The sequence below is a fragment of the Shewanella sp. TB7-MNA-CIBAN-0143 genome, assembly GCF_040310065.1.
GTDB lineage: Bacteria > Pseudomonadota > Gammaproteobacteria > Enterobacterales > Shewanellaceae > Shewanella.
This window is the reverse complement of sequence record NZ_JBEOPL010000017.1, coordinates 41,603-67,278: the sequence shown is the minus strand read 5'-3', so window position 1 is coordinate 67,278 and position 25,676 is coordinate 41,603. Positions and strand designations below refer to the sequence as shown.

Sequence of the window (25,676 nt, the reverse complement as noted above, 5' to 3'; positions counted from 1 at the left end):
GTTGGCGCGGAGTTTACAACAATCGACAATGGGGAAATAGGAAGCGGCTAACATTTTTTTGCTATGTGGGTAAAAAACGCACCACAAAAACAGATTGCTCGTATATCTCACCATAAAAGTCACTCGTTGTAGTAATGACAGCTTTTGAGCATTTATCACTAATAACTGATTACCGTCTTGGCATGGCAATTTAATACCATTTTTTAGGAATTATAATGTTTGCTGTGAGTAGGTAGATTCACTGGCGTTTTAGTTTGCACTTGATGGTGCTTTATTTAAAAGGGCTTTGGACGTGTTATTGGTCCAAAGCCCTATATTTAATGCTAAAGCGTTATGCTGAATTGGATGGCGCTTAAATCGCGACAGTCACTTTATTGAGCCATGCTAACTCGTCACCTTGCATTAATGGCGCTAAGGTTTGACGTACTTTTTGTTGATATTGATTAAACCAATTCACTTCAAAGTCGGTTAGCAATGATTTGTCGATTAAGCGTGCATCCATTGGAATATGGGTTAATACATCAAACTCATACATTTCACGCTCTGCACCTGCCAATGCTTGGCAATGTTGCACTGTGACGAGGTTTTCGATGCGAATACCAAAACCATCGGCGCGGTAATAACCAGGCTCATTCGACAATACCATGCCTGGCAGTAATGCCACGCCATTGACGTTTTTACCAATGCGCTGCGGGCCTTCGTGAACACTTAAAAAGTGACCGACTCCATGGCCAGTACCGTGGTCATAATCAAAACCATGTTGCCATAAATATTGGCGAGCAAACGCATCGAGTTGCACACCAGAGGTGCCTTTAGGGAAGCGTGCGGTATCAAGGGCTATGTGGCCTTTTAATACCAGGGTGACCATTTTTTTCTGTTCGTCTGTCACCTTGCCAATGGCGATGGTGCGGGTGACGTCGGTGGTGCCGTCTATGTACTGAGCGCCAGAATCGACCAAGTAAATACTGTCCATGGTCATGGTGCTTGGGGTGCCATTATTATGGTTGTAATGACACATTGCGGCATTGGCACCAGTGGCAGAAATAGTGTCAAAGCTTGGCTCGCGATACAGCGAGTCTTGCAATCTAAAGCTCTCTAATTTGTCAGCCAGTTGTGCTTCATCGTGCATAATGTTTTGTTCAACTTGGCTGTCTAACCAGGCTAAAAAGCGGCTCACCGCAACACCATCACGAATATGACACGCTCGTATACCAGCTAATTCGGCGTTATTTTTTTGTGCTTTAGGTAATGCAACCGGGTCGGTACCCACAATCAGTTTAGCACCGCCTTTTTGGGCCAGTAATTGCGAATAGGCGTTGGCAGAATGTGGGTCGGCCAATAGCTTAACGCCATTCATTTGCGCTAATACGGTTGCCAGTTCTGCTTCATCTTTAAAGCTCACCCCAGCACCTACGTGTTGTTCAATATTTTGCGGCACTTTAGCTAAATCGGTAAAAAAGGTCATGTCGCCATTACTAGATAATAATCCGCAGCCAAGTATGACGGGGAAGCGTGGAACATCGTTTCCACGGATATTTAGTAGCCAACAACATGAATCTAATGCGGCAACAAGGGCAACATCGGCGCCTTGCTTGTTAACCAGCTGACCAATTTGTTGACGTTTGTCGACACTATTACGTCCTGCACCTTGGTGGCTCAATAAAGTCATGGTGGATGCTGACGGTGCAGGGCGGTCTAACCAACTCACATCAATCGGGTTGCTATCTACTTCAACTAAATTGATTTGGGCTTTATCAAATTGTGCTTTGGTTTGTTGATACCAAGCAAGGGTATGTAAGCGACTGTCGATGCCGACGTTAGCGCCTGCAGGTAATGTATCGATTAACCAGTCAATTTGCGGGTCGTCATACAGGCTTAAATATTCAAATAAGTTACCGTCTACTTGTTGGCGTACTTGCACTGTGTAACGGCCGTCGGTAAATATTGCTGCGCGGTCTTTTAACACAATTGCCATGCCAGCAGAACCGGTAAAACCAGTGGCCCAATGTAAACGTTCATTACGAGCAGGGACATACTCACCTAAATATTCGTCAGCTCGAGGAATGATGAATGCATCTATTTGGTTTACTTCAAGCTGTTGGCGAATGGCGTTAAGACGCGTAGCAATAATATTGGACATGGTTTCTCCGTTGGAGGCGACTGATGAACTCAGCTCTGTAGAATGAACTGCGATTATCGCAAGCGTGACGGCAAACTGGCAAGTGAAGTCGCTGACATAATGTGGAGCAGACTGATTAAAATTGTAAACTTATATTGTATACAATGGTAACAAAGCGATACAGACGGTATCCTTGTTGATATTGATTATCTTGTATATTTAAACAAGGTAAGATGATTTGATTTCCACAGACTCTAAATAAATAACAATAAAAATAACCAAAGGAAAACCTATGACAATCGGTGTCGGCGGCGTTAGCCCGCAACAAGCATTAGCCACACTCACTAATATGACTCACGGTGTAGCAGCGATAAGTGATGATGAATTTAATCAACGAATTCAACATGCACAACGATTGATGGCGCAACATGGTTTAGAAGCAATCTATGTGAATGCTGGTACTAATTTGTACTATTTTACGGGTACTCGTTGGTTTTCTAGCGAACGTATGGTGGGTGCTATTATCCCCGCTGTGGGTGAGGTTCAGTATATTGCACCTGCATTTGAACTCGACACGTTACAGGGTTATATGACCATAAAAGGTCAAGTAAATACGTGGCATGAAGATGAAAGCCCATATCAGTTATTTGCCGATGTGCTGGATAACATCGGCTTGAGCCAAGCAAAAATCGGTATTGATGAGTCAACCGCCTTTTTTATTAGCGATGGCATTGCCCAAGCAGCTCCTCAGCATCGATTTGTAAGTGCGACAACAGTAACGGCAGGATGTCGGATGATTAAGTCGGTTGCCGAAATTGCCTTAATGCAACGCGCTAAAGACATGACCCTTGAAGTGCATAAAGCCACTGCCAGTATTTTACGTGAGGGCATCACCACTGCAGAAGTGGAAGACTTTATTAACCAAGCTCACTATGCCGTGGGCGCAGCCAAAGGTTCGTATTTTTGCATCGTGCTATTTGGTGAAGATACAGCGTATCCGCATGGGGTTAAATCACCTAAAGCGCTTGAGAAAAATGACACGGTATTGATTGATACCGGTTGCCAATTACAAGGCTATAACTCTGATATTACTCGCACTTATGTATTTGGTGAGCCTAATGATCGTCAGCGTCAATTATGGCAACTTGAACAGGATGCACAAATGGCTGCGTTTGATGCTGCTACCTTAGGAACCTTGTGTAGTGAAGTGGATGCAGCTGCTCGTGTCGTGTTAGAAGCCGCAGGCTTTGGTCCAGATTACAACGTGCCAGGTTTACCTCATCGTACTGGTCATGGTATCGGTTTAGATATTCATGAATGGCCATATTTGGTGCGTAATGATGTTACGCCACTGGCGGTTGGTATGTGTTTTAGCAACGAGCCAATGTTATGTGTACCAGGAGAATTTGGGATCCGTCATGAAGACCATTTTTACATGACCGCGCAAGGGCCTAAATGGTTTACAGCGCCAGCGAAGTCGATTGATGATCCGTTTTATCTAGCATGATATTTTTTTAATTATCACTGACAAATATAGTCAGCTTAACGTCGTGGCGCTTCGCCCACACCCGACCAAGAAGGGAAACACTGCTTTCCCCTCTTGGATCACCCCAGCAGCTCCGACAAAGTGTTGATCCTCATAGCATAACAAAAATCGCCTAACGGCTCAGATGGTACATCTGATGTGAATGGACTGACGAATGTCGTGATGACATGGATGTCACTGAACGACCATGTACCCCTGAGTCTGTGTCATATCTGCAAGACAGGAGTCTACATGCCTTGAAACACATGGATGTGTTATAAAGGCCATGATGTCACTACGGCATTTTTATCACGCTATTTCGGACACTTCGGACGGAGAATCCTTGAAGCTGCAGATTTATGAGTTTTTATTAAGTTGTTTTCGGGGAACTGGAGGATTAAGAAAAATTAGCTAAGTGGTATGAGTCAAGCAATAGCAAAAAGCCTCCGCTATGGAGGCTTTGGGTTTTTGGTGTAGTTCTTAGTGTGAAAACTATGTCATCTATTATTTAATTTTTAGTTAATTTCAAATAACTCAACATCAAAAATCAATACTGAACCACCTTCAATTTTACCGGTTGAGCGATTGCCGTAAGCCAATTGGCTTGGAATATAAAAACGGAATTTATCGCCAATACTCATGAGTTGTACACCTTCGGTCCAACCGGCTATCACTTGATTTAAACCAAAGCTGATTGTTTCGCCGCGATCAACAGAGCTGTCGAATACGCTACCGTCAATGAGTGTGCCGTGATAATGCACGGTAACCTTACTTTTTGCGCTAGGGTGTTCAGTATTATCGCTTTTAACGAGTACTTCATATTGTAAGCCAGATAAGGTTTGGATTACGCCTTCGCTTTTGGCATTATCAGCTAAAAAAGTCTTACCTTTCTCAATATTTTCTTTGGCGGCTTTAGAATTGTTAGATTGAGTGAAAAAATAAAAAATAACGCCCGCAATGACCAGTACGGCCAAAATCATACGCATAATTGATCTCGAATTGTTGGGTAGATAGTGCGACTAGTTTAGCGTAAAAATTGCTGAGCTAATACTCATCAACACGATTGAAGCGACAATTGAACCAACAGCTTAACGGTATGCATCGAATAACGGATACCACAGCTGATAACACAATAAGCTGACCCCAACTGAGTTGAGTACGATGCAACACCACAATATCCGTTTAAAAGACGATTTTTGGGTTTTATGACGTAAGTGATACTGACCGAGTAGCGCTGCTGGCCAGCCGCCAATTAAAGAAAAAAATTGTAAGGTGCTTTCTTTTATGCGCCATTGCCCCTGTTTAGCGGCAGATTTATCACGATAATACAAACTATAAGTGACCAGATTAATTAGGCCATATACCCCAGCTAACCAGGGCTGAATAGTGGCAAAAATAGCGCCAATGAGCAGCAACATCAACCAAGCAAACTTATTCATTTTAGTGCCTGCTCTGTGAGATTAATTTTATCATATTGATTTCGTCATACTGATGAGACCAATCAGCATTGCACACAATGGTAGTTGCATAGATTCTTCTTTTAAATGTATATGTTTCATTAGCTTGTGCGGGAGACTAACACACGCCAAAGCTTTTCTAATGGGCCTTGATTGAATTTTCGTAAATAGACATCCGCTAACAACAGTTGAAATACACTGTAGATAATCGCAATTGAGACGTAACCTATCCTGTCTAGTGAGTACAGCCAGTCTGGTGCGATATAACGTAACAGTAAAATACCGACTATTGACTGGAGAATGTACAAACTAAACGCCATCCGCCCGACGTTTTGCAGTATTTTCAGTCTATGTGGCGTATTTTGGCAGAATTTAACAATAATGTGGATATAAATCAAAGCTGTCGCAATAGCGCTGAACCACAATAAAAGATCAGACATCGACTCCAACATCTGATTGCCACTTAGACTTAATATCGAGTCTAATGATGCTAATGTGATGGCCCAAAATACACATTGCCACAGGGTTTTATTATCCAATCCATCAACAAAGATATTGCGTTTATATAACGCCATCCCTAAAAGCATTAAGCCGGTGATATACCACATTAACGTTAATGGAATAACCGCCAGCATGTACGCAAACATGGTTAGGTGCAGGGTCAGTTGTTGTTGGTAGCTGCCTGTCCAAGCAGCAAGTTGCTCGATGAAGAAAGCAGAATCTCGTGAATAAACTTGATCGTCTGGCATGAGCGAAATAAGTGCGATGGGTATAAATGATAAAAAGATAAACCATTTAGCTTTACGGATTAGTTCATCGGCACTGAGGCTAATGTAGCGAAAAGCTAATAATCCACTGACACCATAAGACAATAATATATCGCCAGGAAAGATGAAAATAGCGTGTATTACGCCAAAGGCAATTAACCAATACAGACGGCTTTTTATGCGTTTATTCTGCTGAGTAGTGGTGGCTGTCTCCATTCTCATTTGCTGGCGTTGGTATTGGATTAGCATTCCCACCCCAAAAATCATCGCAAATAGGCTAAAGAAACGACCTTCTAAAAAGAAATTGCTAAAAATGAGTAGGATAATGTCGCTGGTGGGTTGAACCTCATGAGGAGCGTAACCGAAAAAACTATTGCCCATAAAATAGATATTAAGGAAGAAAATACCTAATACGCCAAGCCCTCTGATAGCGTCAAGATTAGCCAAACGAGCTTGTTGGACCGGAGCGCTATGCTCATCCATGTAGGTTGCAGTGTTAATCGCTTAATTCCTTTTATTTTTAGCTGTTTATAAACCCTCTTTATTCATTAAAGAGGCGCTGTTAGAGATTACCAGCCAAAAGCGGTAATGCAACTAGATAATACGTTTAGGTGAGGCAAGATGATGATAAAAAAACAAGCGTTCAGTATTAATACCGAACGCTTGGTTTGTGAAGTATGCAGTTTGGTTTATTTGGTTGTTTGCACTTCAAGAAACGGGATAGTACCAGTAGGTAGCATGGTTGTTGGTAAGCGCCCATCCCAACGTTCTGCTTTAGTCAATTCAACTAAATTTTGATTTTGCGCTAGCGCTTCAGCACGAATTTTAATGGCTGATGCTTCTGCGTTACCTTTAATACGGATACTTTCTGCTTCGGCAATTGCGCGGGCCAATTGTGAATCTGCTTCCGCTTGTGCTTGAGTGACGGCAATTTGGGCACTAACACGCTCTTTTTCAAGATTCTGTAATTGGGTTTGTACTTCTACTTCTGCACGCATTCTGTCTTCTACTGATTTCTCGTATGCGTTGCTAAAGTCGATATTTTCAATCTGTACCGAATTAATGGTCACCGGGCCTTTAATAGGTATGCATTCTGGGGGGATTCATCCTGGACGGCAGAAATAGCAGTGTATTTACCAAAAATATTCTCAATTTGGGTTGGCACTTGGCGGTCGAGTAAGCGCGACACCATTAAGTCGATACTTTTGAAATTAGCATATACTTCTTCAACACGATCTGGCGGTATGCTAAATGTGACTGATGCGCGTAAAGTGGCAGGTTGTTGATCGCGGCTATATGCCTGTAAACCTTGGTAGTTTGCGGTATGAGTTTGGGTTGATATTTTAACCACGGTATCCATCAGTGGAATTTTAAATCCAAGACCGGGTTCTGCAGTATCGATAATTTTACCGTTACGCAGCAATACCCCACGTTCACCCTGATCAATGGTATACCAGCTACCATATAAACTGATCAGCATTAGCAGTAAAACTGCGACAGGAATGATTTTACCGAGATGATTTGTGTTAGCTTGCGCCAGACCATTTTTTAACATTATGCTTCCCTAGCAAAAGTGAATAAAGGTGATTAAATTACTTGGTTATTTTTGAGGTTTCTCTGAAATCCATAGCTTAATATGCCCTTGGACCACCACAACACCATTAGTGTCATAGGCTTTTACGTCGACTAACATATCACCCACTTGCCATTGCTCTGGTTTTACCTCTGCAACACATAAAATGTCGCTGCCCGCTTTGGCGGTGTAATCAACGCTCATGCCTTTAGGGATCCAGCGTAAATGAGCCGGGATAGATGCTTCTGCCATCGTACCCATGGCCATTTCAAGACCATTACAAATGGCAATCACATGCACGGTTCCAATATGATTTTGGACTTTCTTGCGCTTTTTGATTAAACATTCGCAGCGGTTAACGCGTAAATCACTTATGTAAGGGTGTACTGTGCCAAAATAGGGCGCCATTCGAGACACCATTTTAGAAAAAATCTGTTTACCAAATGGATAAGCAGTGACTTTCTTATACAGCGACATGACTTTATTGGGTTTAGTTGGGATCATAAATGAACTCTAATCGTTATCTGGTCGGATGAGATTAACATTGTTGTAACCTGCGGAAAAGCCCCGTTGAATATTTTCCATCGCTCATTGCAAAGGGCACAGGTATAATTTACGTGATTAGACACATTAAGGATGAATTTTGAAAACTGACTCACTGTTATTGAATTATTTCAAAGGTATGGCCATGGGCGCTGCAGATGTTGTGCCGGGCGTGTCGGGTGGCACTATTGCGTTTATTACCGGTATTTTAGACCCATTATTGGATGGCATTCGCAAAATAAACTGGTCGTTAGTGGGCATTATCAAACAAAAAGGCATTAAAGCCGCCTTTTTACACATTAACGGTCCTTTTCTCGTGTGTGTATTTGGTGGGATCCTCACCAGTATTTTTACCTTAGCTAAATTGATTTCTTGGCTATTGGTCACTCACCCCATTCCTGTGTGGTCGTTCTTTTTTGGATTAATTTTATTTTCAGTGGTTCATATGCTTAAGCAAGTGAACAAATTCACTGCTATGCGGATTGCCATGTTCATTGTCGGTGTCGCCTTTGCGTGGGCTATTACAGTGTTACATCCTATTGAAATGCAGGTGAGTTACCTTAATTTCTTCTTTTGTGGTGCTATTGCTATTTGCGCCATGATATTACCTGGGATTTCAGGCAGCTTTATTTTGTTGCTTTTAGGGATGTATCCAGCGGTATTAGCGGCAGCTAAAGGCTTTGATATTGTTTATTTAGCCTGTTTTGCGATTGGTGCTGTGGTTGGATTATTAAGTTTTAGTCATGTGTTATCGGCCTTGTTACGTAAATTCCATGACACGACGTTATTATTTTTAACGGGATTAATGCTCGGGACGCTAGGTAAAATTTGGCCATGGAAACAAGTGATCAGTTGGCGCGAGAATTCTAAGGGTGAATTAGTGCCTTTGGTTGAGCAAAATTTATCTCCGTTTCAGTTTGAGCAAATCACTGGCGAATCATCACAAATTATCATTGCCATAGTGTGTCTGCTGGTGGGGATTGGTTTGGTGTGGGGATTAGAACGCGTCGGCAACAAAGCGAATAGTTAATCCTGTTGAAGCTTAATCTGGGCCGTTCAGGTGGAAGACAAGTAAAAGATGAATAATGAAGCAGAACTTAGGTTCTGTTTTTTTGTGTGCGTTATTTGACTAATATGTAGGCTCATATTGCAAAAACGATAAATAACCCTATAAATAATGAACTTAATGGGTGTTTTATTCGTATTTTTGCTTAATAGTATATGTAGTTAGCATGACATCTTTTTTTATCCCACTTTGGGAATATTACAGTTGCCACAGGAGTGCATAATATGCCAAATATCGATACATTTGTGCCAGAAAAAATCCAAATTGGGATCAGCAGTTGCTTGTTGGGTAACCAAGTCCGCTTTGATGGCGGACACAAAAACTCTTATTACTGTAGACAAGAAATAGAACCATTTTTTGAATACACCACTGTTTGCCCTGAAATGGCGATTGGCATGGGCGCACCACGCAAAAGTATCCGTCAAATACGAGATGGCGATGTAGTGCATATTCGCAGTGCTGATGGAACGCTCGATGTGACAGACAAGCTTAATGAATACTCCCAAGCCAAAGTGGAAGAGCTTGATTACCTTGGCGGTTATATTTTATGTGCCAAATCACCAACCTGTGGCATGGAAAGGGTTACCGAGTACAAAATTGGTACCAATCATGGCACTAAAACCGGCATCGGTGTTTTTGCAAAAAAATTAATGGAACGCTACCCATTTCTGCCAGTAGAAGAAGAAGGCCGTTTACATGACTTGCCATTAAGAGAAAACTTTTTTACCCGTGTATTTGCTTATAACGATTGGAAGCAAATGACTAAATCGGGCATCACTAAACATAAGCTAATGCAGTTCCATTCGCGTTATAAGTATTTATTAATGGCTCACAGCCCAAAGTGGTATCGTGATTTAGGGCCTATATTGGCCGATATTCAAGATGTTGAGCAAACTGCGCAACAATATTTTGAAGGCTTTATGACGGCACTTAAAATTATTGCCACCCGTAAAAATCACACCAGTACTTTGCAGCATATTCAAGGCTATTTTAAGAAGCAGTTAACCGCTGAACAAAAAGAAGAGTTGAGTGAGTCAATTTTAAAATATCGCCAAGGGCTGCTGCCTTTGCTAGTGCCAATTACCTTGATTAACCATTATGTGCGTGAGTTTCATACCCCGTATATTCAAGACCAAGTGTATTTAAATCCACATCCAGAAGCGCTTAAGCTTCGTTATGCTTATTAGGTCGATTGTGAATGACTTCTATGAATAGTTTAATGTGGTTTAGGCAAGATTTACGCTTGGCGGATAACCCTGCTTTAGTGGCTGCGTGTGAGTTTGCTGCCAGTAATCATAGTCATGTTCGAGCTGTGTATTTTGTCACACCAGCACAATGGGCGCAGCATGATGTTGCACCGATACAAATTGATTTTATCCAGCGACATGTCAATTTGTTAGCGCAGGCATTGGCGGTGTTAGGTATTCATCTAGATGTGTTGCACGCACAAGACTTCGATGAAGTACAAACCCTGTTAGCCGCTTATATCGAGCAGCATGATATAGCAGCTGTGTATGCAGCCAATGAGCCTGAAATAAATGAACGTCGTCGAGACCGCGCATTAATTGATAGCGGTGTACCATTAACGTTAATCGACCAAGATTGTGTATTAGCAGCTGGGCAAGTGAAAAACTTGGCTGGTGATATGTACAAAGTCTTTAGCCCTTTTGCTAAAAAGTGGAAAAGCATTGCCGGCCAGCGCGCGATTGTTCCGGTCGCGGTGCCTGCGCCAATCGCTGCAGTACTGGCAACTCCCAGTGAAGTGGTATTTAACTGCGATAAAATGTCTAGTGAGCAATGGTCTGCTGGAGAAGGCGCAGCAAAGCGAATACTCGATCAATTTCTAGCAAACCAAGTTGCAGATTATCAAGCCGAAAGGGATTTTCCTGCCCTTGAAGGAACCAGTCGGTTATCGCCATTTTTAGCTATTGGGGTTATTAGTTCCCGTCAATGTGTCGCAGCGATATTAGCGCGTTATCCTCAAGCCTTAGTTGATGACACTTGCCCCGCAAAAACGTGGTTAAATGAATTAATTTGGCGTGAGTTTTATCGCCATTTACTGGTGGCATTTCCACGCTTATCCATGAACCATAACTTTAATGAGTTAGGCGACGGCATTGTGTGGCGTAATAATCTTGCTGAGTTTACCGCCTGGTGTGATGGCCAAACAGGCTATCCAATTATTGATGCTGCTATGCGTCAATTAAATCAAACCGGTTGGATGCATAATCGATTACGCATGGTGGTAGCCAGCTTTTTAACTAAACACCTATTGGTGGATTGGCGTTGGGGCGAGCGATATTTTAGGCAAAAACTAATTGATGGTGACTTAGCCGCCAATAATGGTGGTTGGCAATGGTCAGCCGGAACAGGCTGCGATGCGCAACCTTATTTTCGCGTATTTAACCCAATGACCCAAAGTAGCAAGTTCGACCCTGATGCCAGTTTCATAAAGCGTTATGTACCCGAATTGTCTACTTGGCCTTTGGCCGATATTCATCAACCCAAAACCATCAATGTGAATGACTTATTTGCACAACGCCAGGATGACCGATACCCACAACCTATTGTCGAACACAAGATGGCACGCTTGCGGGCGATAGAAGTACTAAGTGCGCTAAAGCGTGGTTAATTGTTTCGATCAACATTTAACGCAGTTCGCAAGACAAAGGGCTGTTTGAGAGCCGTTTGTTATCTTGAACTCAGGTTACTGAGTCCATTTTAGTTCGAGAAATCAGCAACAACACAATTAAGCCGCTATTATCTCTTATGATAATAGCGGCTTTTTTTGCGTTAGATCACACTATGAGCTTGGCTGGTGAGTGGATTGATGAGTATTGATTGAAGCACATCAATTAACAGCATAGAATGGCCATATTAAAGATTTATATATTATGCATGTTTAAATCTTGTTGATGTTAATCCACTAAGTGAGTGCACTGCTTATGCTGAATATTGATGATCCTGCTGAAATTGATAACACTCCTGCAATATGGCGTTTGGGTTTTAGACCGTTTTTTTTAGGTGGAGCAAGTGTCGCAGCGTTATACATCCCGTTGTGGTTAATGGGCTGGTTTACTCCGCAATATAGCTTATTTAACAGTGAATTTTGGGCCAACGTTGTGCCGCTATGGTGGCATCCTCACGAAATGTTATTTGGTTTCGCTATGGCTATTGTGTGCGGTTTTTTACTCACAGCAGTGCAAGCGTGGACCAATCAACCCACTATTACGGGGCGCGCGTTAATGGTCACCTTTGGTTGTTGGCTCATTGCCCGCTTAATGTTGCTATTACCAATGAACATTCCTTTGATATTACCTGCAATATTTGACAGCTTATTTTTAGGATTAAGTGCGTTGGCATTATGGCGCTGTATTTATCCGGTTAAACAATGGCGCAATATAGGTTTTCCTATCATGCTGGTGGTCGCATTGTTGGTTAATTTAGCCAGTTATTACGCCTTGTCCGAACGTAACTTTTCGTTGTCGACCCAATTATGGCAAGGAATGATTTGGTGGCTTGCCATGGTTATTACCATTGTTGGTGGTCGAGTTATCCCCTTTTTTACCGCAATGAAAATTCAACAACCCAAGCCTGATCCCATTAATGTGTTAGAAAATACATTATTATTAGCAATGGGTTTACTGTTTATTCAAGCAATAAGTCATTGGTTTCCAAAGGGGATTGAACAAGCACTGCTTGCAGTAGCAGGCATATTGCATTTAGTCCGTTTTGCTCGTTGGCAAGCACATAAAACCCTAAAAGAGCCGATGCTGTGGTCATTGCATATTTCGTATCTATCGTTGCCAATCACATTGTTATTGATGGCAATCAACATTGATAACGAATATGCCTATCGTACCTTACTGCATTTGTTTGCTATCGGTGGCATCGCATCGTTATGTTTATCAATGATTTCACGCGTTTCACTTGGGCATACTAGTCGCAATATCTATCAAGGCCCTAATATGACGTGGGCATTTTTATGTTTGCCTCTCGCCGCTATTTTACGTGCAGGAATGCCTTTGTTGATGCCTGAATACACCCAAATTTGGTTATGGGCAGCTGGAGCATGTTGGTTTATCGGTTTTGGTTTATTTGTATGGTTTTACGCGCCGATTTTACTGCGTCCACGTCTTGATGGTCGTCCTGGATAACGTGAGCTAAATTGATGACGCTATACTAAACAGTTCAAAAGTAGTGCTACAGACTTATCGAACAATGTAGCGCTGTAAATTAAGAGATTGGAGAAAGGTTAGCAATATGATGGATCTACTTATCGATGTAATAATGAAAGCGACTCGGCCAATGCGAAGCAAGGTAGGGTTAAGCATTATTATTAGCGCAATGGCATTGCTGAGTCTAACGTCTTGGTCGCTTCAAAGTGCTGAAGTGGATCCTAATCAACTGAAGTTTCCACAACAATATGATTCTTGGCAAGCAACAGAAGAGCAAGTCGAACGAGACGATATACTGGCACAATATCCTGCCAATATCATTTTGTGGGCAGGTTCATCATTTGCCAAAGAATACCATAGCCCTCGAGGGCATCAGTTTGCTGTTGCTGACGTGACGCATACCTTGCGTACTGGTGTTGCAATAGCTGAAGGCGACAAAGGTTTATCTGCCAGTTGCTGGACCTGTAAAACACCTGATGCCCCTAGATTGATTAAAGAAATGGGTATGCAAGGTTTCTCAGATGCCAATTTTGTCGATTTAGGCCGTGAAATCAAATCCGTTGTTTACTGCAGTGATTGTCATGTTGATGGCAGTGCTAAACTCGCATTACCACGCCCTCATGCTCAAAATGCGATGGAAAAAATTAAACTGCCTTTTGAAAAGCAAGACCGCAGCATGCAAGGCGCTCAGGTTTGTGGTCAATGTCATGTGAGTTATTATTTCCAGCCTGAAAATAATAACAAAGTTAATATTCCATGGATTTTTGGCAGCACTGCTGATGAAATTGAAAAATATTACGACACTCGTCGCTTTTACGAATGGATCCACCCAATTTCTAAAACCCCAATATTAAAAGCGCGTCATCCAGAGTTTGAGCATTGGAGCCGTTCGGCTCATGCTAAGCAAGGCGTGACCTGTATAACTTGTCATATGCCGCCTGCGACCGATGAAAAAGGCGCTACATTTACTGACCATAAGGTGGGTGGCGCATTAGACAATTTTGATCGTAGTTGTGCAAATTGTCATAGCAGTAAAGCGGCCATCACCAAAAAGCTTGATAAAACCAAAGCCAATATTGATGCTAAATCACGAAATGTAGAGTCATTACTGATTAAAGCACATTACGAAGCCAAAGCAGCATGGGATGCCGGAGCCACATGGCCGCAAATGAATGATGCGATTATGGCTATTCGTCATTCACAATGGCGCTGGGATTTTGCCACCGCATCGCATGGTATGTACGCTCATAATCCTAAAGAAGGGATTGAGTTACTGGATAAATCAACTGAACAGGTTACGTATGCCCGTGAAGCATTAGCCCGCATATTGAGTCAAATGTCTGTTACCGAAGTTGAGTATCCAGATTACAGTACCAAACAAAAAGCCCATGCCGCTATTGGATTTATTGAAGCTGATGCCATTAAAGCCAAACAAGCTTTTATTAAACAAGAAGTTGATAAGTACTGGCAGCCGGTAGCCAAAAAGGGTTACTAAAGAACAGTTTCAATTTATAAACGTTATTAACGCCTAAGCCATGCTTAGGCGTATTACTTTGTGATTCGTTTAAAGGGTGATCTACTTCCTGCGCTATCTCGTATAAATACCAAGTTAGTTTTTATTTACTGCACGGCCATGAAATACTGTTATCTTATTGTCATATAAGGCATTGTTATATCTGGTTGCGTGTATTCTTTCTTGGTCGTGTAATAGGAGTCCGTTAATGCAAGGTGCACAGTCGACAGTTGATACTCAATCCGAATCATTAAATGCTGACAGCTCTGCGTCCGTTAATGGTCATCCAATTATTGTTGATGATTTTATTAATATGTATCAACAGCTTAATAAAGATAATCTATTTTTACTACGTCAAGTTTATCGGGATGATATTTGCTTTCGAGATCCCATGCATCATGTTGAGGGAATCGAAGCATTAACCGAATACTTTGCCAACATGTATCAAAATGTCACTCACATTGAATTTGATATTAAAGAAGCGGTGATCAGTGCTGATAAGCAACAAGCAGCATTGTATTGGACTATGAGCTATTCACACCCTAAATTAAGTAAGGGACAGCTGATTAATGTTGAAGGCATGTCGCAACTTAAATTCTCTGATAAGATTTTTTCTCACCGTGATTATTTTGATCTGGGCCAAATGCTGTACGAGCAAGTGCCGTTTTTAGGTGGGTTAATTGGCTTACTCAAAAATAGGGTGACTAAGTAATGGCAATGGTTCCTGCGGATACAACAGCGGTTTTGATAACCGGTGCAAGTTCTGGTATTGGTTTAGCTTTAGCGGAGCATTATCTGGCTAAAGGCGTGGCCGTTATAGCCTGTGGTCGAAATGCCCAAGCCTTACAAGCCATAACTGGGGCCACTCCGCTTGAATTTGATATTACCGATAGTTCTCAGGTACAAGCCGCCGCCGCCAAACTTAAGCAACTGTTACACGATAATCACTGGCAGTTGCAGCAGGTGATTCTTAATGCTGGCAGCTGTGAATACATTGACGATGCATTGCATTTCGACTCAGCGTTATTTGCCAGAGTCATCAATACTAATGTGGTTGCCATGGGTTACTGCCTTGAGCATTTTTTACCTTTATTGAGCCGTGGTGCACAACTGGGGTTAATGAGCTCAAGTGCCACTTATTTACCGTTTCCGCGTGCCGAAGCTTATGGTTCATCAAAAGCGGCTATTGGTTATTTAGGCCGTAGTTTACGAGTTGACCTTGCTCAGCATGGTATTGGGGTGAGCGTTATTTGTCCGGGCTTTGTTAAAACCCCGTTAACCGCCAAAAACGACTTTGCTATGCCAATGCAAATCACCGCTAAGCAAGCGGCTGAGGCTATTTATAATGGTATGCAGCGTCAACGCCGTGAAATCCATTTCCCAACTAAATTTACTTGGTTACTTAAATTAGCCTCTTTATTGCCAGAAAAATTACTAGTATTTTTGCTGGCACCTAAATAGTAAACCCAAGTCAATTCACCATAAGAACAAGTATTAGCGTCAAGGATTAACTAAATGAAAAATATTGCTGTAATTGGTACTGGGATTTCGGGGTTAACGTGTGCCCACCTATTAAGCCGTGAACACACGGTAACCGTGTTTGAGGCTAATGATTATATTGGTGGCCATACAGCGACCATTGATGTGGAAGTAGCAGGGCAGCAATACGCAATTGACTCTGGTTTTATTGTGTTTAATGATCGGACTTATCCGCTGTTTGAAACATTAATGGCGCAACTTAATATTAAGTCTTTACCGACTGAAATGAGTTTTAGTGTGAATAATGCACTCACAGGACTTGAATATAACGGCCATAATTTGTGGAGCTTATTTGCCCAACGTCGTAATTTGTTACGCCCAAGTTTTTACCGGTTTTTAGGTGAAATTGTTCGTTTCAACAATGGTTGTAAAGTTATTTATGAGGCCGACAATTACCCAACGTCTTCACTCGGTGAGTATCTTGATCAACAAGGTTTCTCAGCCTTTTTCTGTGAGCATTACATTTTGCCTATGGGCGCGGCGATTTGGTCTGCCAGTATTGATGATATGCGCGGCTTTTCATTGCGATTCTTTATTCGTTTTTTCCAGCATCATGGTTTATTAAATATTAATGATCGCCCGCAATGGTATGTACTTGAAGGTGGATCGCGCAGTTATATCCCAGCCTTAACCGCACCGTTTAAAGAACGTATCCAGCTTAATTCTCCAGTGAGTGGTATCAAACGTAGCGATGATGGTGTGTATGTTCAGGTTGCTAACGGTGAATGGCAGCACTTCGACGATGTAGTGTTGAGTTGCCATAGCGATCAAGCGTTAGCGATGTTAACCGATGCCACTCAAGATGAGATCGACGTGTTAGGCGCAATGGAATATCAGAATAATGAAGTGGTGCTGCACACAGATATTAATTTATTGCCTAAGCGTAAAGCGGCATGGGCAAGTTGGAACTATCGTTTAGATGGTGTTAATCAGCAAGATATTGCTCAGCGTCCGGCTAGCGTGACGTATAATATGAATATTTTGCAGTGTTTACCGAATAGTGCACCTACATTTTGTGTCACCCTAAATCAAACTGCATCGATTGATGAAAGTAAAATTTTGCGAAAGTTTAATTATGCTCACCCAGTATTTAATGATGCCAGCATGAAGTCGCAAGCGAAAAAATCACTCATTAATGGTAAACATAATACCTATTTTGCTGGTGCTTACTGGCATAATGGATTTCATGAAGACGGCGTTCGTAGCGCAGTTGAAGTATGCGATCTGTTTGGGATTAGTCTATGAGTCAAACCACATCGATAATGGAACATGATCAATTAAACAGTGGCATTTATTGCGGCAAGATAAACCATCGCCGTCATACGCCTAAGTTGCACAGTTTTGGTTATAACATTGCGATGATGGCAATTGATTTAGATGAACTGCCGGCAGTAACGGCAGTCAGTAGATTGTTTTCCACAGACAAGTTTACTCCGCTTAAATTTAATCCTAGCGATTACCTCAATTCCCTAAAGCAACAATTTGGTGAGCAACTCGTGCTGAGCGGGGCGAGCAAGGGGGATGATGCTGCTGCATTAAAGCAACGCGTGCTGGCAACCATTAAGCATTTAGGTGCCACACAGATATGCGATAAAGTGATATTTTCTGGGCAGATACGCCATTTTGGTTTTTATTTCAGTCCGGTCAATTTTTACTTTTGTTATCATCAAAATGACATGGTTTATATGCTTGCCGAGGTCAGTAATACCCCTTGGAATGAGCGCCATTGTTATCTGGTTGATATTGCGAATACCGTTCAAACAGACAAAGTCTTTCATGTGTCTCCGTTTATGAATTTAGACATGCATTACTTGTGGCGTATTACGCCTCCGGCCAAAAACTTGAAAGTGACCATTGAAAATCGAAATGCCAATAACGATAAATTATTTGATGCCGGTTTAGTGTTAAAACGCCAATCGATAAATTCGCGATCTATGCGCCGATTTATGCTGAATTATCCCTTGATGACTAGCAAAATTATGCTGGGTATTTATTGGCAGGCAATGAAGCTATTTATTAAACGAATCCCTTTTGTAGGCAAGCAAACGATTAAAGCTAACTAATTTTACAAAATGTAAACCAAATAGATGCTTATCACGTATTACTCTTTAATTACGCCAATAAAGCGAACGAATTAGACAGTGTATGAACTGGAGAGATGACATGGAAAATACGGCGACAGAAAGCAGCATGACTCAAGCGAGTTTATCTGACAGCCTAGCAAGGAAAATTCTTCTTCGTGCATTAGCACATCTTGCAGAAGGTCATTTAACCATTGTCGATGGTAATCAAACATCAGAGTTTGGCGATCCCAAAAGCGAAGTTCACGCAACTATGCAAGTTCAGCATGCCAACTTTTATCGTCAAGTGGTATTTGGTGGTTCAATTGGGGCTGGCGAAGCTTATATTCAAGGCCATTGGTGTAGCCCTGACTTAACCAAAGTGGTGCAGGTTTTTGCGCAAAATTTAGCATTACTAGACAACATAGAACGTTATTTTTCATGGTTGAGCAACGGCGTTAATCGCATTAAGCATATATTTAATCGTAATTCTGAAACGGGTTCAAAACGCAATATTCTGGCTCATTACGACTTAGGTAATGACATGTATAAGGAGTTTCTTGACCCAGAAATGATGTATTCAAGTGCGCTTTATCCTGCAGATGACAGCAGCTTGAATGAAGCGCAATTACATAAATTGCACACCATTTGCGAGCGCTTAGAGTTAACCCCAGGTCAAACCTTGCTTGAAGTGGGAACTGGTTGGGGCGCGTTGGCCATTTATGCTGCAAAACATTATGGCGTACATGTGACCACTACTACCATTTCTGATGCCCAGTTCGATTATGCACAGGCGCGAGTAAAGCAAGAAGGGCTTGAAGACAGGATTACCTTGCTAAAACAAGATTATCGTTTACTGACTGGTGAATATGATCGCGTGGTTTCAATTGAAATGATCGAAGCTGTGGGACACGAATATTTAGCAGGATTTTTTGAAAAGCTACAACATCTGCTTAAGCCAAGCGGTCGCATGCTCATTCAAGCCATTACTATTGCCGATCAACGTTACAACAGTTATCGTAAGAGTGTTGACTTTATTCAGCGTTATATTTTTCCCGGTGGTTGTTTACCGTCGGTGAGTGAAATGACCAAACATATTGCCAAGAAAACCGACATGGTAACCTGGTCTATCGACGATATGGGCAAGGACTATGCGCGTACCCTAAAACACTGGCATGAAAATTTTGATGCTGCCTACGATAAAATAAAAGCCTTAAATTACGGCGATGACTTTATCCGTATGTGGAAGTTTTATTTGAGCTACTGCGAAGGTGGGTTTTTAGAGCGCACTACTAGCACGGTTCACCTTGTTGCCGTTCGACCGCAATACCGCCCACTATAATATAGTTCTACAGCCCAATAGCCATTATATTCCCCGGTAATACGTTGCCGGGACGTCTCATCCTGTTAGTGTGAGGTGTTATGTCTTCTTACGGTATTCCTCCAAAATTATATATTTTAATCAATGCATTGTGCTTTCAATTGGTGTGGTGGGCAGGCGTATTAGCTCATAACCAACTTATCTTACTGTCTATTTTATTGCTCATTGGCCATTTTTTGTTATCAACATCAGTTCGTCATGATGCACTGGTAATGTGTGTCTGTGGTGTGATTGGCATCGCGGTTGACAGTCTATTGGTGTGGTTTGGCGTATTTAAGTTCGCCAATATTCCTTACTGGTTGGGATTGTTGTGGTTCTACTTTGCGCTTTGTTTGGATTACAGCTTAGCTTTTTTTAGAAAGTTTCCTATTTGGTTACAAGCCTTATTTGGTGGTGTATTTGGCTGTTTAAGTTATCTCGCAGGAGCTAAATTTAACGCAGTAATGTTGCCTTTAGGCGAGATGTGGAGCGCGTTTATACTGGCATTGATCTGGAGTTGCTTATTTCCCGTATTGCTAGCTGTTAGCTCTCGAATCACAACGGTGGATCTTGCTTTGGAGAATCGTAGATGAAAACTTTACATAATGGCGTCAAGTCGCAACCACACATTAAGTTACATCAATCATCACATTGGTTGGTCGAACTACTGTTCGGTGTGGTGGGCGCATTAGTGTTAACGTTGATTGTTGCGGTGAGCATTAACGATGCGTCTGCAAATGATATCAACGATAAGGGCGAAAAAAGCGATATAAGCGACAAGAACGACAAGAACGGTATAAGCGATAAGAGCGATATAAGCGATATAAGCGATATAAGCGATATAAGCGATATAAGCGATATAAGCGATATAAGCGATATAAGCGATGCGACATTGATTCAAGTTGGCACTGCTGAAATGAGTCTGTTATGGCTTGATATTTATAGTGCGAAGTTATTCTCTATTGACGGTAAATACCAAGCTAATCGCTTTCCAATGATTCTCGACATTCAATACCACCGCGATATCGATGCTGTTGATTTGGTTGATGCCACTATTGAACAATGGCAGCACTTAGGTTTTACCGAAGCCAATATTGAATTGTACAGGCAGCAGTTAGTTAATGCCTGGCCAGATGTTAAACAGGGCGACAGGCTGACCTTTAAGGTTAACACCCCTGAAGATGCGGCATTTTTACTCAACGACACCCCTTATTATCAAGTCAGTAATGCCCAATTCCCAGAGGCGTTTCTCGACATTTGGTTGTCTGAAAAAACCAGCCGTCCTGAGTTACGTAACCAACTGATTGGAGTTAACTAATGCACGCGATTCTATTATTCATCCGCCAGCAGCGACATTTTTGTGCCCGAACGCTTATTCAAGGTGTAACTCAACCCTTAACTAAGCAATTAGCGCGAAGGCTGGCTCAAACCGGCTTATATGTAGGACTAGCATTAGGCGTTATGTCATGTTCATCAGCATCGATTGAAGATTATCAACAAACGACTCCAACGTTAGATTTAGCCACATTTTTTGACGGTAAATTAACGGCAGCTGGAGTAGTGCAAGATTTTTCAGGTAAGGTGACCCGCAAATTTACCGTCACCATGGAAGCGCACTGGGTTGATTCGCCTGAAGGTAAGCAGGGTGTGATAAACGAATGGTTTATTTACGATGATGGCGAAAAGCAAACTCGTGTGTGGAACATTACTGACAAAGGAAATGGCCTCTATGAGGGCACCGCCAATGACATATTAGGCATTGCTCAAGGTGAGTCTCGCGGTAGTGCATTGCGATGGCGTTATGACATGATATTGCCAGTTGATGGTAGTGAATATGAAGTCCATTTTGATGACTGGATGTTTCTGGTCGATGAGCAAACCATTATCAATAAAAGCGATATTATTAAATTTGGTATCACAGTCGCCCAAGTCACCTTGGTGATTTCTAAACAGCCTGACTAAGTGGTATCGTTAAGTCATTGAATAGTTAAATCGACTAAGCATAAAAGCTGAGCCCTGAAAGTATTAAGCAATAGTCGGGCACTAAGTTAGAGCGTACAGTCACTTTTACTAAATCTAAATAGACATGAAAACAGACACAAAAATGGACTCATTAGAGTCCATTTTTCGTTTGCTCAACAGGCCATGTTAGCCTTTAAGTTTAGACGCGTCTGACTGTTTCTTATCGTAATACTCAAATGGAAACTGGTTACGAATTTGCTGGACTAAGTTATCGCCAATATTGGCCGACACGTGTAAACGTACGTCACCAGATTTTTCAGCTCTGACCGTGCAAGTCAGTTTATTAGATTTGGCTATGGCACGACAATCACGTTCAAACTTCTCCGGTATTTTTCCTTTATGCTTATTGAGCTTGCCATCTTTAAAATGCATCTCAAAAAGTGTTAATCCACGGTTACCACTAAAAATCAGTTTATAGGCCAGAAAAAATAACCCTGCGATTATCAGTATTTTTATGATGGTATCAGCCATAGTTCGCTCCTTTGTGCCGTATATTCAACGGTTGCTATAACAATAAGATACTCTGGTATGCCATGGATGCAATGCTATTTTATTGAAATCTATGCGCAAGATCTAAATTATATCGCATCAATAAAACCTCATTTATGAATCCATCAAATGTTGTCATATCATTTTTTCATATAAGTGCTTTAGATTAGCAGTTCATTGTTTGACTCATATTAATTGAATGCGTGTTTCTTTTTTATGAAACAAATTTCTTTTAAATCAGCTAAAAGCTTAATTGGTATGTGTGTGGCGTTTTTTTAAGCTGATTTACGGTGTAAATATAGCTTTCTAAAAAAGTGTGCTGTGCTACATTAATGTACATACATGAACGCATGTAAACGGATGTACAACTTATTTAAGGATTGAAAAATGCCATTATCTAATGCTGATCGTTGGGCCGAAATTTGTGAGATTCAATCATCACTGATGCGTAATTTAGCCAGCCAGTTTCCGCAACGAAACGAGCAATTACAAAATCTTGCAGATGGTTGGCAATGCGTTAAAAAACAAGCACTAGGGCAGCCGCTAACAGGTTTGAATACTAAGTAATTTCCGTTTTTTCTTTTGTTGTATCGCTACTGTTTTTCGTTAAATATTAGTCATAAAAAAACCGCCATTGGCGGTTTTTTGTTTTTAAGACTGACTTGTAATCATGGGTACTGATTAACTCACTCGGCTTAGAACGCGTAACTAACGCTCGCTAATAAAGTACCGGTGTTTTTATATAGATCAGAACTTACTTCATTATCACCATCAATGTCGGTGTCTAAATACGCAACCGAGATGCCAAAACCTGACACTTCTGTTGATACACCAATAGAGTAGTCTGAATAGCTGTCAAAGCCTTCTCCGTCATCAATGGCGTCGCCAAAATTGTAACCATAATGCAAATCTAGGCTCCAGTTTTCAGCAAACTCCCAGCCATAATTGATTTCGGTGTAATGTAGGTCAAGATCGCTGCCACCATAATCATTAGTAAACCAGTAAGCGGCTCTAAAACCACTAAAGTCGATACCTGCGCTGACTTCTAGATAGTCTAAATCACTTTCTCCAGGGTAGTTATAACGGTACAAGGTTAAGTCATAGCTAGTGTCATCGTTAATTTCACCGTAATAACCAGCATACAAATCAATCTCTACATCTGGGCCATTGTATTCAGGCTCATCAAAATCAATGGTACTTGCCCAAGCACCGACGAAAAATCCGCTATCATGGCTCCAGTCAATATTACCTTGTAGTGCGGGATCTGCTGCACTTTGTGACACACCTCGGAAGCGGTAGTCGTTGGTTACAGTGATTGCACCAGAGACTTCTGCCGTAGCGAGTGGAGCCAGTAGGGTAGCTGATAATGTTAATCCAGTTAACAGTGCAATTCGCGTTCTTTTTAATGTGTTCGACACGATATTATCTCCATTTACATAAAATACAGTTGTTGGTATTTAGGTACACAACGGCTGCGAATGCCACTTATCAGACCTAAAACCGTAACGATTTAGTCTGTACCGCATGGCGGTTAAACACTATGTTTGTTCAAGCTGTTGTTCAAACATAACGTAGATTTTTTTACAATGATTGACGACTTCCCATGTGCCGGTAAAGCCAGCAGGAATAACAAATTTATCACCAGCATTGACGGTTAAGCTTTTGCCTTGGCTGTCGGTGATAATGCTACAGCCTTCGAGAATATCGCAATACTCATATTCGCTATAATTGATATTCCAACTGCCTGGTTCACTTTGCCAAATGCCAACATTAAACTGCTTGCACGGGCTTTCGAAATGGTTTTGCATTGACTGCAGTGGATCACCAGTAAGCAGTTTTTCATCCGTTAAGTGATACGACTCAACCGCAGTTGATTGACTACTAAAAAGCGTAATATCGTTAATATGCTTCATCGTTGGCTTCACTTATTTCATGGTCGGCATAATAAATGCCGAAGGTTCATTAGTGTCGGTTTTAGCTTGTGGCCAGCGAGCGGTAATGGCTTTGCGCTTGGTATAAAAACGAACGCCATCGGGTCCGTGCATGTGCAGCGGCCCAAATAGCGATCGTTTCCAACCGCCAAAGCTATGAAATGCCATCGGCACCGGGATCGGCACATTAACGCCGACCATGCCCACTTCAACATGGTGACAAAAGTGACGAGCTACTTGGCCACTTTGAGTAAAAATAGCGGTGCCATTACCAAATTCGTGTTGGTTAATCAGCGTCAATGCATCGGCATAGTTGTCGACGCGGACGATGGCTAACACAGGACCAAAAATTTCCTGTTGGTAAATGCTCATCGTTGGCGTGACATGGTCAAATAAGCACGCACCTAAAAAGTAACCTTGCTGGTGGTCTTGAATACTGATGTCTCGGCCATCAACGACTAATGTTGCACCTTCCTTAACACCCGCTTCGACATAATCGCGTACTTTAGCTAAATGCTGGGCCGAAATTAACGGTCCCATGTCCATTTCAGGGGTAATACCGCTGCCAATTTTTAAGGCACTAATTTGCGGTAATAATGCCTCGACTAATTTGTCGCCCACATCGCCGACCGCGAGTACCACCGAAATAGCCATACAGCGTTCACCTGCACTACCATATGCTGCCCCCATTAATGCATTGACCGCTTGATCTAAGTCAGCATCTGGCATTAATAACATGTGATTTTTAGCCCCGCCCAATGCTTGCACTCGTTTACCGTGGGCAGAGGCGGTGCTGTAAATGTATTCGGCAATCGGGGTTGAGCCAACAAAACTAATCGCGTGAACATCGGGATGAGTTAATAAAGCATCAACGGCTTCTTTATCGCCATTAATCACGTTAAACACGCCATTTGGCAGGCCTGCTTGTGTCAGTAATTCGGCAATAAACATTACTGCACTGGGGTCTTTTTCAGACGGCTTCATGATAAAGGTATTACCGCAGGCTATGGCGATAGGGAACATCCACATTGGCACCATGACCGGAAAGTTAAACGGTGAAATACCTGCGACGACACCCAACGATTGGTTAACAGACCATGAGTCAACGCCACCACCCACTTGTTGAGTATGTTCACCTTTGAGTAAATGCGGAATGCCGCAAGCAAACTCAACAACTTCAAGCCCTCGGGTAATTTCACCTTTAGCATCATCCAACACTTTGCCATGTTCAAGAGTGATGAGTTGGGCCAATTTATCAATATTTTGCTCTACTAACGCTTTAAACTTAAATAATACCCGAGCACGATTAAGTGGCGTCACTTGCGACCAAGTCTGATAGGCATTTTTGGCAACCGTTACCGCCAAGCTTACTTCATCGTGACTCGCCAGTGATACTTGGCCACGAGTTTCCCCCGTAGCAGGATCATAGATGGTTTGATTACGTTGACTGGCTGGGGTGTGTTGCCCATCGAAAAAATGAGTGATGTTAAGCATGAACGGGATCCTTTTAAGCAAAATATGTATTCAGAAAATA

General features: G+C 41.9%; 24 protein-coding genes and 1 pseudogene. 15 read left to right on the top strand and 10 right to left on the bottom strand.

Features of this window, described 5'->3' with window-relative positions; all coding sequences use genetic code 11:
- Positions 1-352 precede the first annotated feature (352 nt).
- Positions 353-2,140 (bottom strand): aminopeptidase P family protein, encoded by a 1,788-nt coding sequence (locus tag AAEY97_RS14640; protein WP_350999653.1) that lies wholly within the window; start codon positions 2,138-2,140, stop codon positions 353-355.
- A 271-nt stretch (positions 2,141-2,411) separates the two neighbouring features.
- Between AAEY97_RS14640 and AAEY97_RS14635 the strand changes: the two genes are divergently transcribed.
- A complete protein-coding gene (locus tag AAEY97_RS14635; RefSeq protein WP_350999650.1) occupies positions 2,412-3,626 on the top strand; it encodes a M24 family metallopeptidase in 1,215 nt (404 codons plus the stop codon).
- 533 nt (positions 3,627-4,159) lie between these two features.
- Here AAEY97_RS14635 and bamJ read toward each other — a convergent pair.
- The 5 genes and pseudogenes from bamJ to AAEY97_RS14610 form a co-directional block, all read right to left on the bottom strand.
- Complete coding sequence (gene bamJ, locus AAEY97_RS14630; RefSeq protein ID WP_350999646.1) at positions 4,160-4,630, bottom strand: BamJ family beta-barrel-assembly machinery protein; 471 nt, start codon at positions 4,628-4,630, stop codon at positions 4,160-4,162.
- Positions 4,631-4,732: 102 nt separating this feature from the next.
- Complete coding sequence (locus AAEY97_RS14625; RefSeq protein ID WP_350999643.1) at positions 4,733-5,083, bottom strand: DUF1294 domain-containing protein; 351 nt, start codon at positions 5,081-5,083, stop codon at positions 4,733-4,735.
- Between the two features lie 119 nt (positions 5,084-5,202).
- Positions 5,203-6,351 (bottom strand): DUF418 domain-containing protein, encoded by a 1,149-nt coding sequence (locus AAEY97_RS14620; RefSeq protein WP_350999640.1) that lies wholly within the window; start codon positions 6,349-6,351, stop codon positions 5,203-5,205.
- A 206-nt stretch (positions 6,352-6,557) separates the two neighbouring features.
- Positions 6,558-7,423 (bottom strand): annotated as a pseudogene (locus tag AAEY97_RS14615) (SPFH domain-containing protein).
- Between the two features lie 45 nt (positions 7,424-7,468).
- Positions 7,469-7,945 carry a hotdog fold domain-containing protein gene (locus tag AAEY97_RS14610; protein ID WP_101088780.1) on the bottom strand — a complete coding sequence of 159 codons (477 nt, stop codon included), beginning with the start codon at positions 7,943-7,945 and terminating at the stop codon, positions 7,469-7,471.
- Positions 7,946-8,084: 139 nt separating this feature from the next.
- Between AAEY97_RS14610 and AAEY97_RS14605 the strand changes: the two genes are divergently transcribed.
- From AAEY97_RS14605 to AAEY97_RS14545, 13 genes are all read left to right on the top strand, one after another.
- Positions 8,085-9,014: a polyprenyl-phosphate transporter gene (locus AAEY97_RS14605; RefSeq protein WP_502959465.1), complete on the top strand. Its 930-nt coding sequence runs from the start codon at positions 8,085-8,087 to the stop codon at positions 9,012-9,014.
- Between the two features lie 260 nt (positions 9,015-9,274).
- Positions 9,275-10,237 (top strand): DUF523 and DUF1722 domain-containing protein, encoded by a 963-nt coding sequence (locus AAEY97_RS14600; protein ID WP_194956051.1) that lies wholly within the window; start codon positions 9,275-9,277, stop codon positions 10,235-10,237.
- 11 nt (positions 10,238-10,248) lie between these two features.
- Positions 10,249-11,682 (top strand): deoxyribodipyrimidine photo-lyase, encoded by a 1,434-nt coding sequence (gene phrB, locus AAEY97_RS14595; RefSeq protein ID WP_350999637.1) that lies wholly within the window; start codon positions 10,249-10,251, stop codon positions 11,680-11,682.
- A gap of 313 nt (positions 11,683-11,995) precedes the next feature.
- Positions 11,996-13,207 (top strand): NnrS family protein, encoded by a 1,212-nt coding sequence (locus tag AAEY97_RS14590; protein WP_192114362.1) that lies wholly within the window; start codon positions 11,996-11,998, stop codon positions 13,205-13,207.
- A 109-nt stretch (positions 13,208-13,316) separates the two neighbouring features.
- Positions 13,317-14,723, top strand: coding sequence for an ammonia-forming cytochrome c nitrite reductase subunit c552 (locus AAEY97_RS14585; RefSeq protein ID WP_502959466.1), 1,407 nt, complete (start codon positions 13,317-13,319; stop codon positions 14,721-14,723).
- A 331-nt stretch (positions 14,724-15,054) separates the two neighbouring features.
- Positions 15,055-15,453, top strand: a complete 399-nt coding sequence (locus tag AAEY97_RS14580) for a nuclear transport factor 2 family protein (protein ID WP_335692421.1) — start codon at positions 15,055-15,057, stop codon at positions 15,451-15,453.
- The gene (locus AAEY97_RS14575; protein ID WP_350999633.1) at positions 15,453-16,202 is read left to right on the top strand and encodes an SDR family NAD(P)-dependent oxidoreductase; all 750 of its coding nucleotides are present in this window, start codon (positions 15,453-15,455) and stop codon (positions 16,200-16,202) included. The genes AAEY97_RS14580 and AAEY97_RS14575 overlap by 1 nt, the downstream gene beginning before the upstream one ends.
- Positions 16,203-16,256: 54 nt before the next feature.
- Positions 16,257-17,525: an NAD(P)/FAD-dependent oxidoreductase gene (locus AAEY97_RS14570; protein ID WP_350999631.1), complete on the top strand. Its 1,269-nt coding sequence runs from the start codon at positions 16,257-16,259 to the stop codon at positions 17,523-17,525.
- Positions 17,522-18,343, top strand: coding sequence for a DUF1365 domain-containing protein (locus tag AAEY97_RS14565; RefSeq protein WP_350999628.1), 822 nt, complete (start codon positions 17,522-17,524; stop codon positions 18,341-18,343). Before AAEY97_RS14570 ends, AAEY97_RS14565 begins: the two co-directional genes overlap by 4 nt.
- 100 nt (positions 18,344-18,443) lie before the next feature.
- Positions 18,444-19,682, top strand: coding sequence for a class I SAM-dependent methyltransferase (locus tag AAEY97_RS14560; RefSeq protein WP_350999625.1), 1,239 nt, complete (start codon positions 18,444-18,446; stop codon positions 19,680-19,682).
- Positions 19,683-19,762: 80 nt separating this feature from the next.
- Positions 19,763-20,293 (top strand): DUF2878 domain-containing protein, encoded by a 531-nt coding sequence (locus AAEY97_RS14555; protein WP_101088789.1) that lies wholly within the window; start codon positions 19,763-19,765, stop codon positions 20,291-20,293.
- The gene (locus AAEY97_RS14550) at positions 20,290-21,018 is read left to right on the top strand and encodes a chalcone isomerase family protein (protein WP_350999622.1); all 729 of its coding nucleotides are present in this window, start codon (positions 20,290-20,292) and stop codon (positions 21,016-21,018) included. Before AAEY97_RS14555 ends, AAEY97_RS14550 begins: the two co-directional genes overlap by 4 nt.
- A 143-nt stretch (positions 21,019-21,161) precedes the next feature.
- Entirely contained in the window at positions 21,162-21,662 is a 501-nt protein-coding gene (locus tag AAEY97_RS14545) for a DUF3833 domain-containing protein (protein ID WP_254439938.1), read from the top strand.
- Between the two features lie 186 nt (positions 21,663-21,848).
- On the opposite strand, the gene AAEY97_RS14540 is transcribed toward AAEY97_RS14545, so the two are convergent.
- Entirely contained in the window at positions 21,849-22,193 is a 345-nt protein-coding gene (locus tag AAEY97_RS14540) for a DUF3634 family protein (RefSeq protein WP_182744190.1), read from the bottom strand.
- Positions 22,194-22,598: 405 nt separating this feature from the next.
- Between AAEY97_RS14540 and AAEY97_RS14535 the strand changes: the two genes are divergently transcribed.
- Positions 22,599-22,778, top strand: a complete 180-nt coding sequence (locus AAEY97_RS14535; RefSeq protein WP_101088793.1) for a hypothetical protein — start codon at positions 22,599-22,601, stop codon at positions 22,776-22,778.
- Between the two features lie 128 nt (positions 22,779-22,906).
- On the opposite strand, the gene AAEY97_RS14530 is transcribed toward AAEY97_RS14535, so the two are convergent.
- The 3 genes from AAEY97_RS14530 to AAEY97_RS14520 all read right to left on the bottom strand — a co-directional run bounded on the left by AAEY97_RS14530 (position 22,907) and on the right by AAEY97_RS14520 (position 25,636).
- On the bottom strand, positions 22,907-23,629 hold the full coding sequence (locus tag AAEY97_RS14530; RefSeq protein ID WP_162023730.1) for a TorF family putative porin: 723 nt from the start codon (positions 23,627-23,629) through the stop codon (positions 22,907-22,909).
- A 120-nt stretch (positions 23,630-23,749) separates the two neighbouring features.
- A complete protein-coding gene (locus tag AAEY97_RS14525) occupies positions 23,750-24,124 on the bottom strand; it encodes a cupin domain-containing protein (RefSeq protein ID WP_350999617.1) in 375 nt (124 codons plus the stop codon).
- Between the two features lie 12 nt (positions 24,125-24,136).
- On the bottom strand, positions 24,137-25,636 hold the full coding sequence (locus tag AAEY97_RS14520) for a CoA-acylating methylmalonate-semialdehyde dehydrogenase (protein ID WP_350999614.1): 1,500 nt from the start codon (positions 25,634-25,636) through the stop codon (positions 24,137-24,139).
- Positions 25,637-25,676: the final 40 nt, after the last annotated feature.

Bases quoted from the DNA above. Each gene is read 5' to 3' on its own strand.
- AAEY97_RS14640 (WP_350999653.1), bottom strand. From the start codon at position 2,140: ATGTCCAATATTATTGCTACGCGTCTTAACGCCATTCGCCAACAGCTT.
- AAEY97_RS14635 (WP_350999650.1), top strand. From the start codon at position 2,412: ATGACAATCGGTGTCGGCGGCGTTAGCCCGCAACAAGCATTAGCCACA.
- bamJ (WP_350999646.1), bottom strand. From the start codon at position 4,630: ATGCGTATGATTTTGGCCGTACTGGTCATTGCGGGCGTTATTTTTTAT.
- AAEY97_RS14625 (WP_350999643.1), bottom strand. From the start codon at position 5,083: ATGAATAAGTTTGCTTGGTTGATGTTGCTGCTCATTGGCGCTATTTTT.
- AAEY97_RS14620 (WP_350999640.1), bottom strand. From the start codon at position 6,351: ATGGATGAGCATAGCGCTCCGGTCCAACAAGCTCGTTTGGCTAATCTT.
- AAEY97_RS14610 (WP_101088780.1), bottom strand. From the start codon at position 7,945: ATGATCCCAACTAAACCCAATAAAGTCATGTCGCTGTATAAGAAAGTC.
- AAEY97_RS14600 (WP_194956051.1), top strand. From the start codon at position 9,275: ATGCCAAATATCGATACATTTGTGCCAGAAAAAATCCAAATTGGGATC.
- phrB (WP_350999637.1), top strand. From the start codon at position 10,249: ATGACTTCTATGAATAGTTTAATGTGGTTTAGGCAAGATTTACGCTTG.
- AAEY97_RS14590 (WP_192114362.1), top strand. From the start codon at position 11,996: ATGCTGAATATTGATGATCCTGCTGAAATTGATAACACTCCTGCAATA.
- AAEY97_RS14585 (WP_502959466.1), top strand. From the start codon at position 13,317: ATGGATCTACTTATCGATGTAATAATGAAAGCGACTCGGCCAATGCGA.
- AAEY97_RS14580 (WP_335692421.1), top strand. From the start codon at position 15,055: ATGTATCAACAGCTTAATAAAGATAATCTATTTTTACTACGTCAAGTT.
- AAEY97_RS14575 (WP_350999633.1), top strand. From the start codon at position 15,453: ATGGCAATGGTTCCTGCGGATACAACAGCGGTTTTGATAACCGGTGCA.
- AAEY97_RS14570 (WP_350999631.1), top strand. From the start codon at position 16,257: ATGAAAAATATTGCTGTAATTGGTACTGGGATTTCGGGGTTAACGTGT.
- AAEY97_RS14565 (WP_350999628.1), top strand. From the start codon at position 17,522: ATGAGTCAAACCACATCGATAATGGAACATGATCAATTAAACAGTGGC.
- AAEY97_RS14560 (WP_350999625.1), top strand. From the start codon at position 18,444: ATGGAAAATACGGCGACAGAAAGCAGCATGACTCAAGCGAGTTTATCT.
- AAEY97_RS14555 (WP_101088789.1), top strand. From the start codon at position 19,763: ATGTCTTCTTACGGTATTCCTCCAAAATTATATATTTTAATCAATGCA.
- AAEY97_RS14550 (WP_350999622.1), top strand. From the start codon at position 20,290: ATGAAAACTTTACATAATGGCGTCAAGTCGCAACCACACATTAAGTTA.
- AAEY97_RS14545 (WP_254439938.1), top strand. From the start codon at position 21,162: ATGTCATGTTCATCAGCATCGATTGAAGATTATCAACAAACGACTCCA.
- AAEY97_RS14540 (WP_182744190.1), bottom strand. From the start codon at position 22,193: ATGGCTGATACCATCATAAAAATACTGATAATCGCAGGGTTATTTTTT.
- AAEY97_RS14535 (WP_101088793.1), top strand. From the start codon at position 22,599: ATGCCATTATCTAATGCTGATCGTTGGGCCGAAATTTGTGAGATTCAA.
- AAEY97_RS14525 (WP_350999617.1), bottom strand. From the start codon at position 24,124: ATGAAGCATATTAACGATATTACGCTTTTTAGTAGTCAATCAACTGCG.
- AAEY97_RS14520 (WP_350999614.1), bottom strand. From the start codon at position 25,636: ATGCTTAACATCACTCATTTTTTCGATGGGCAACACACCCCAGCCAGT.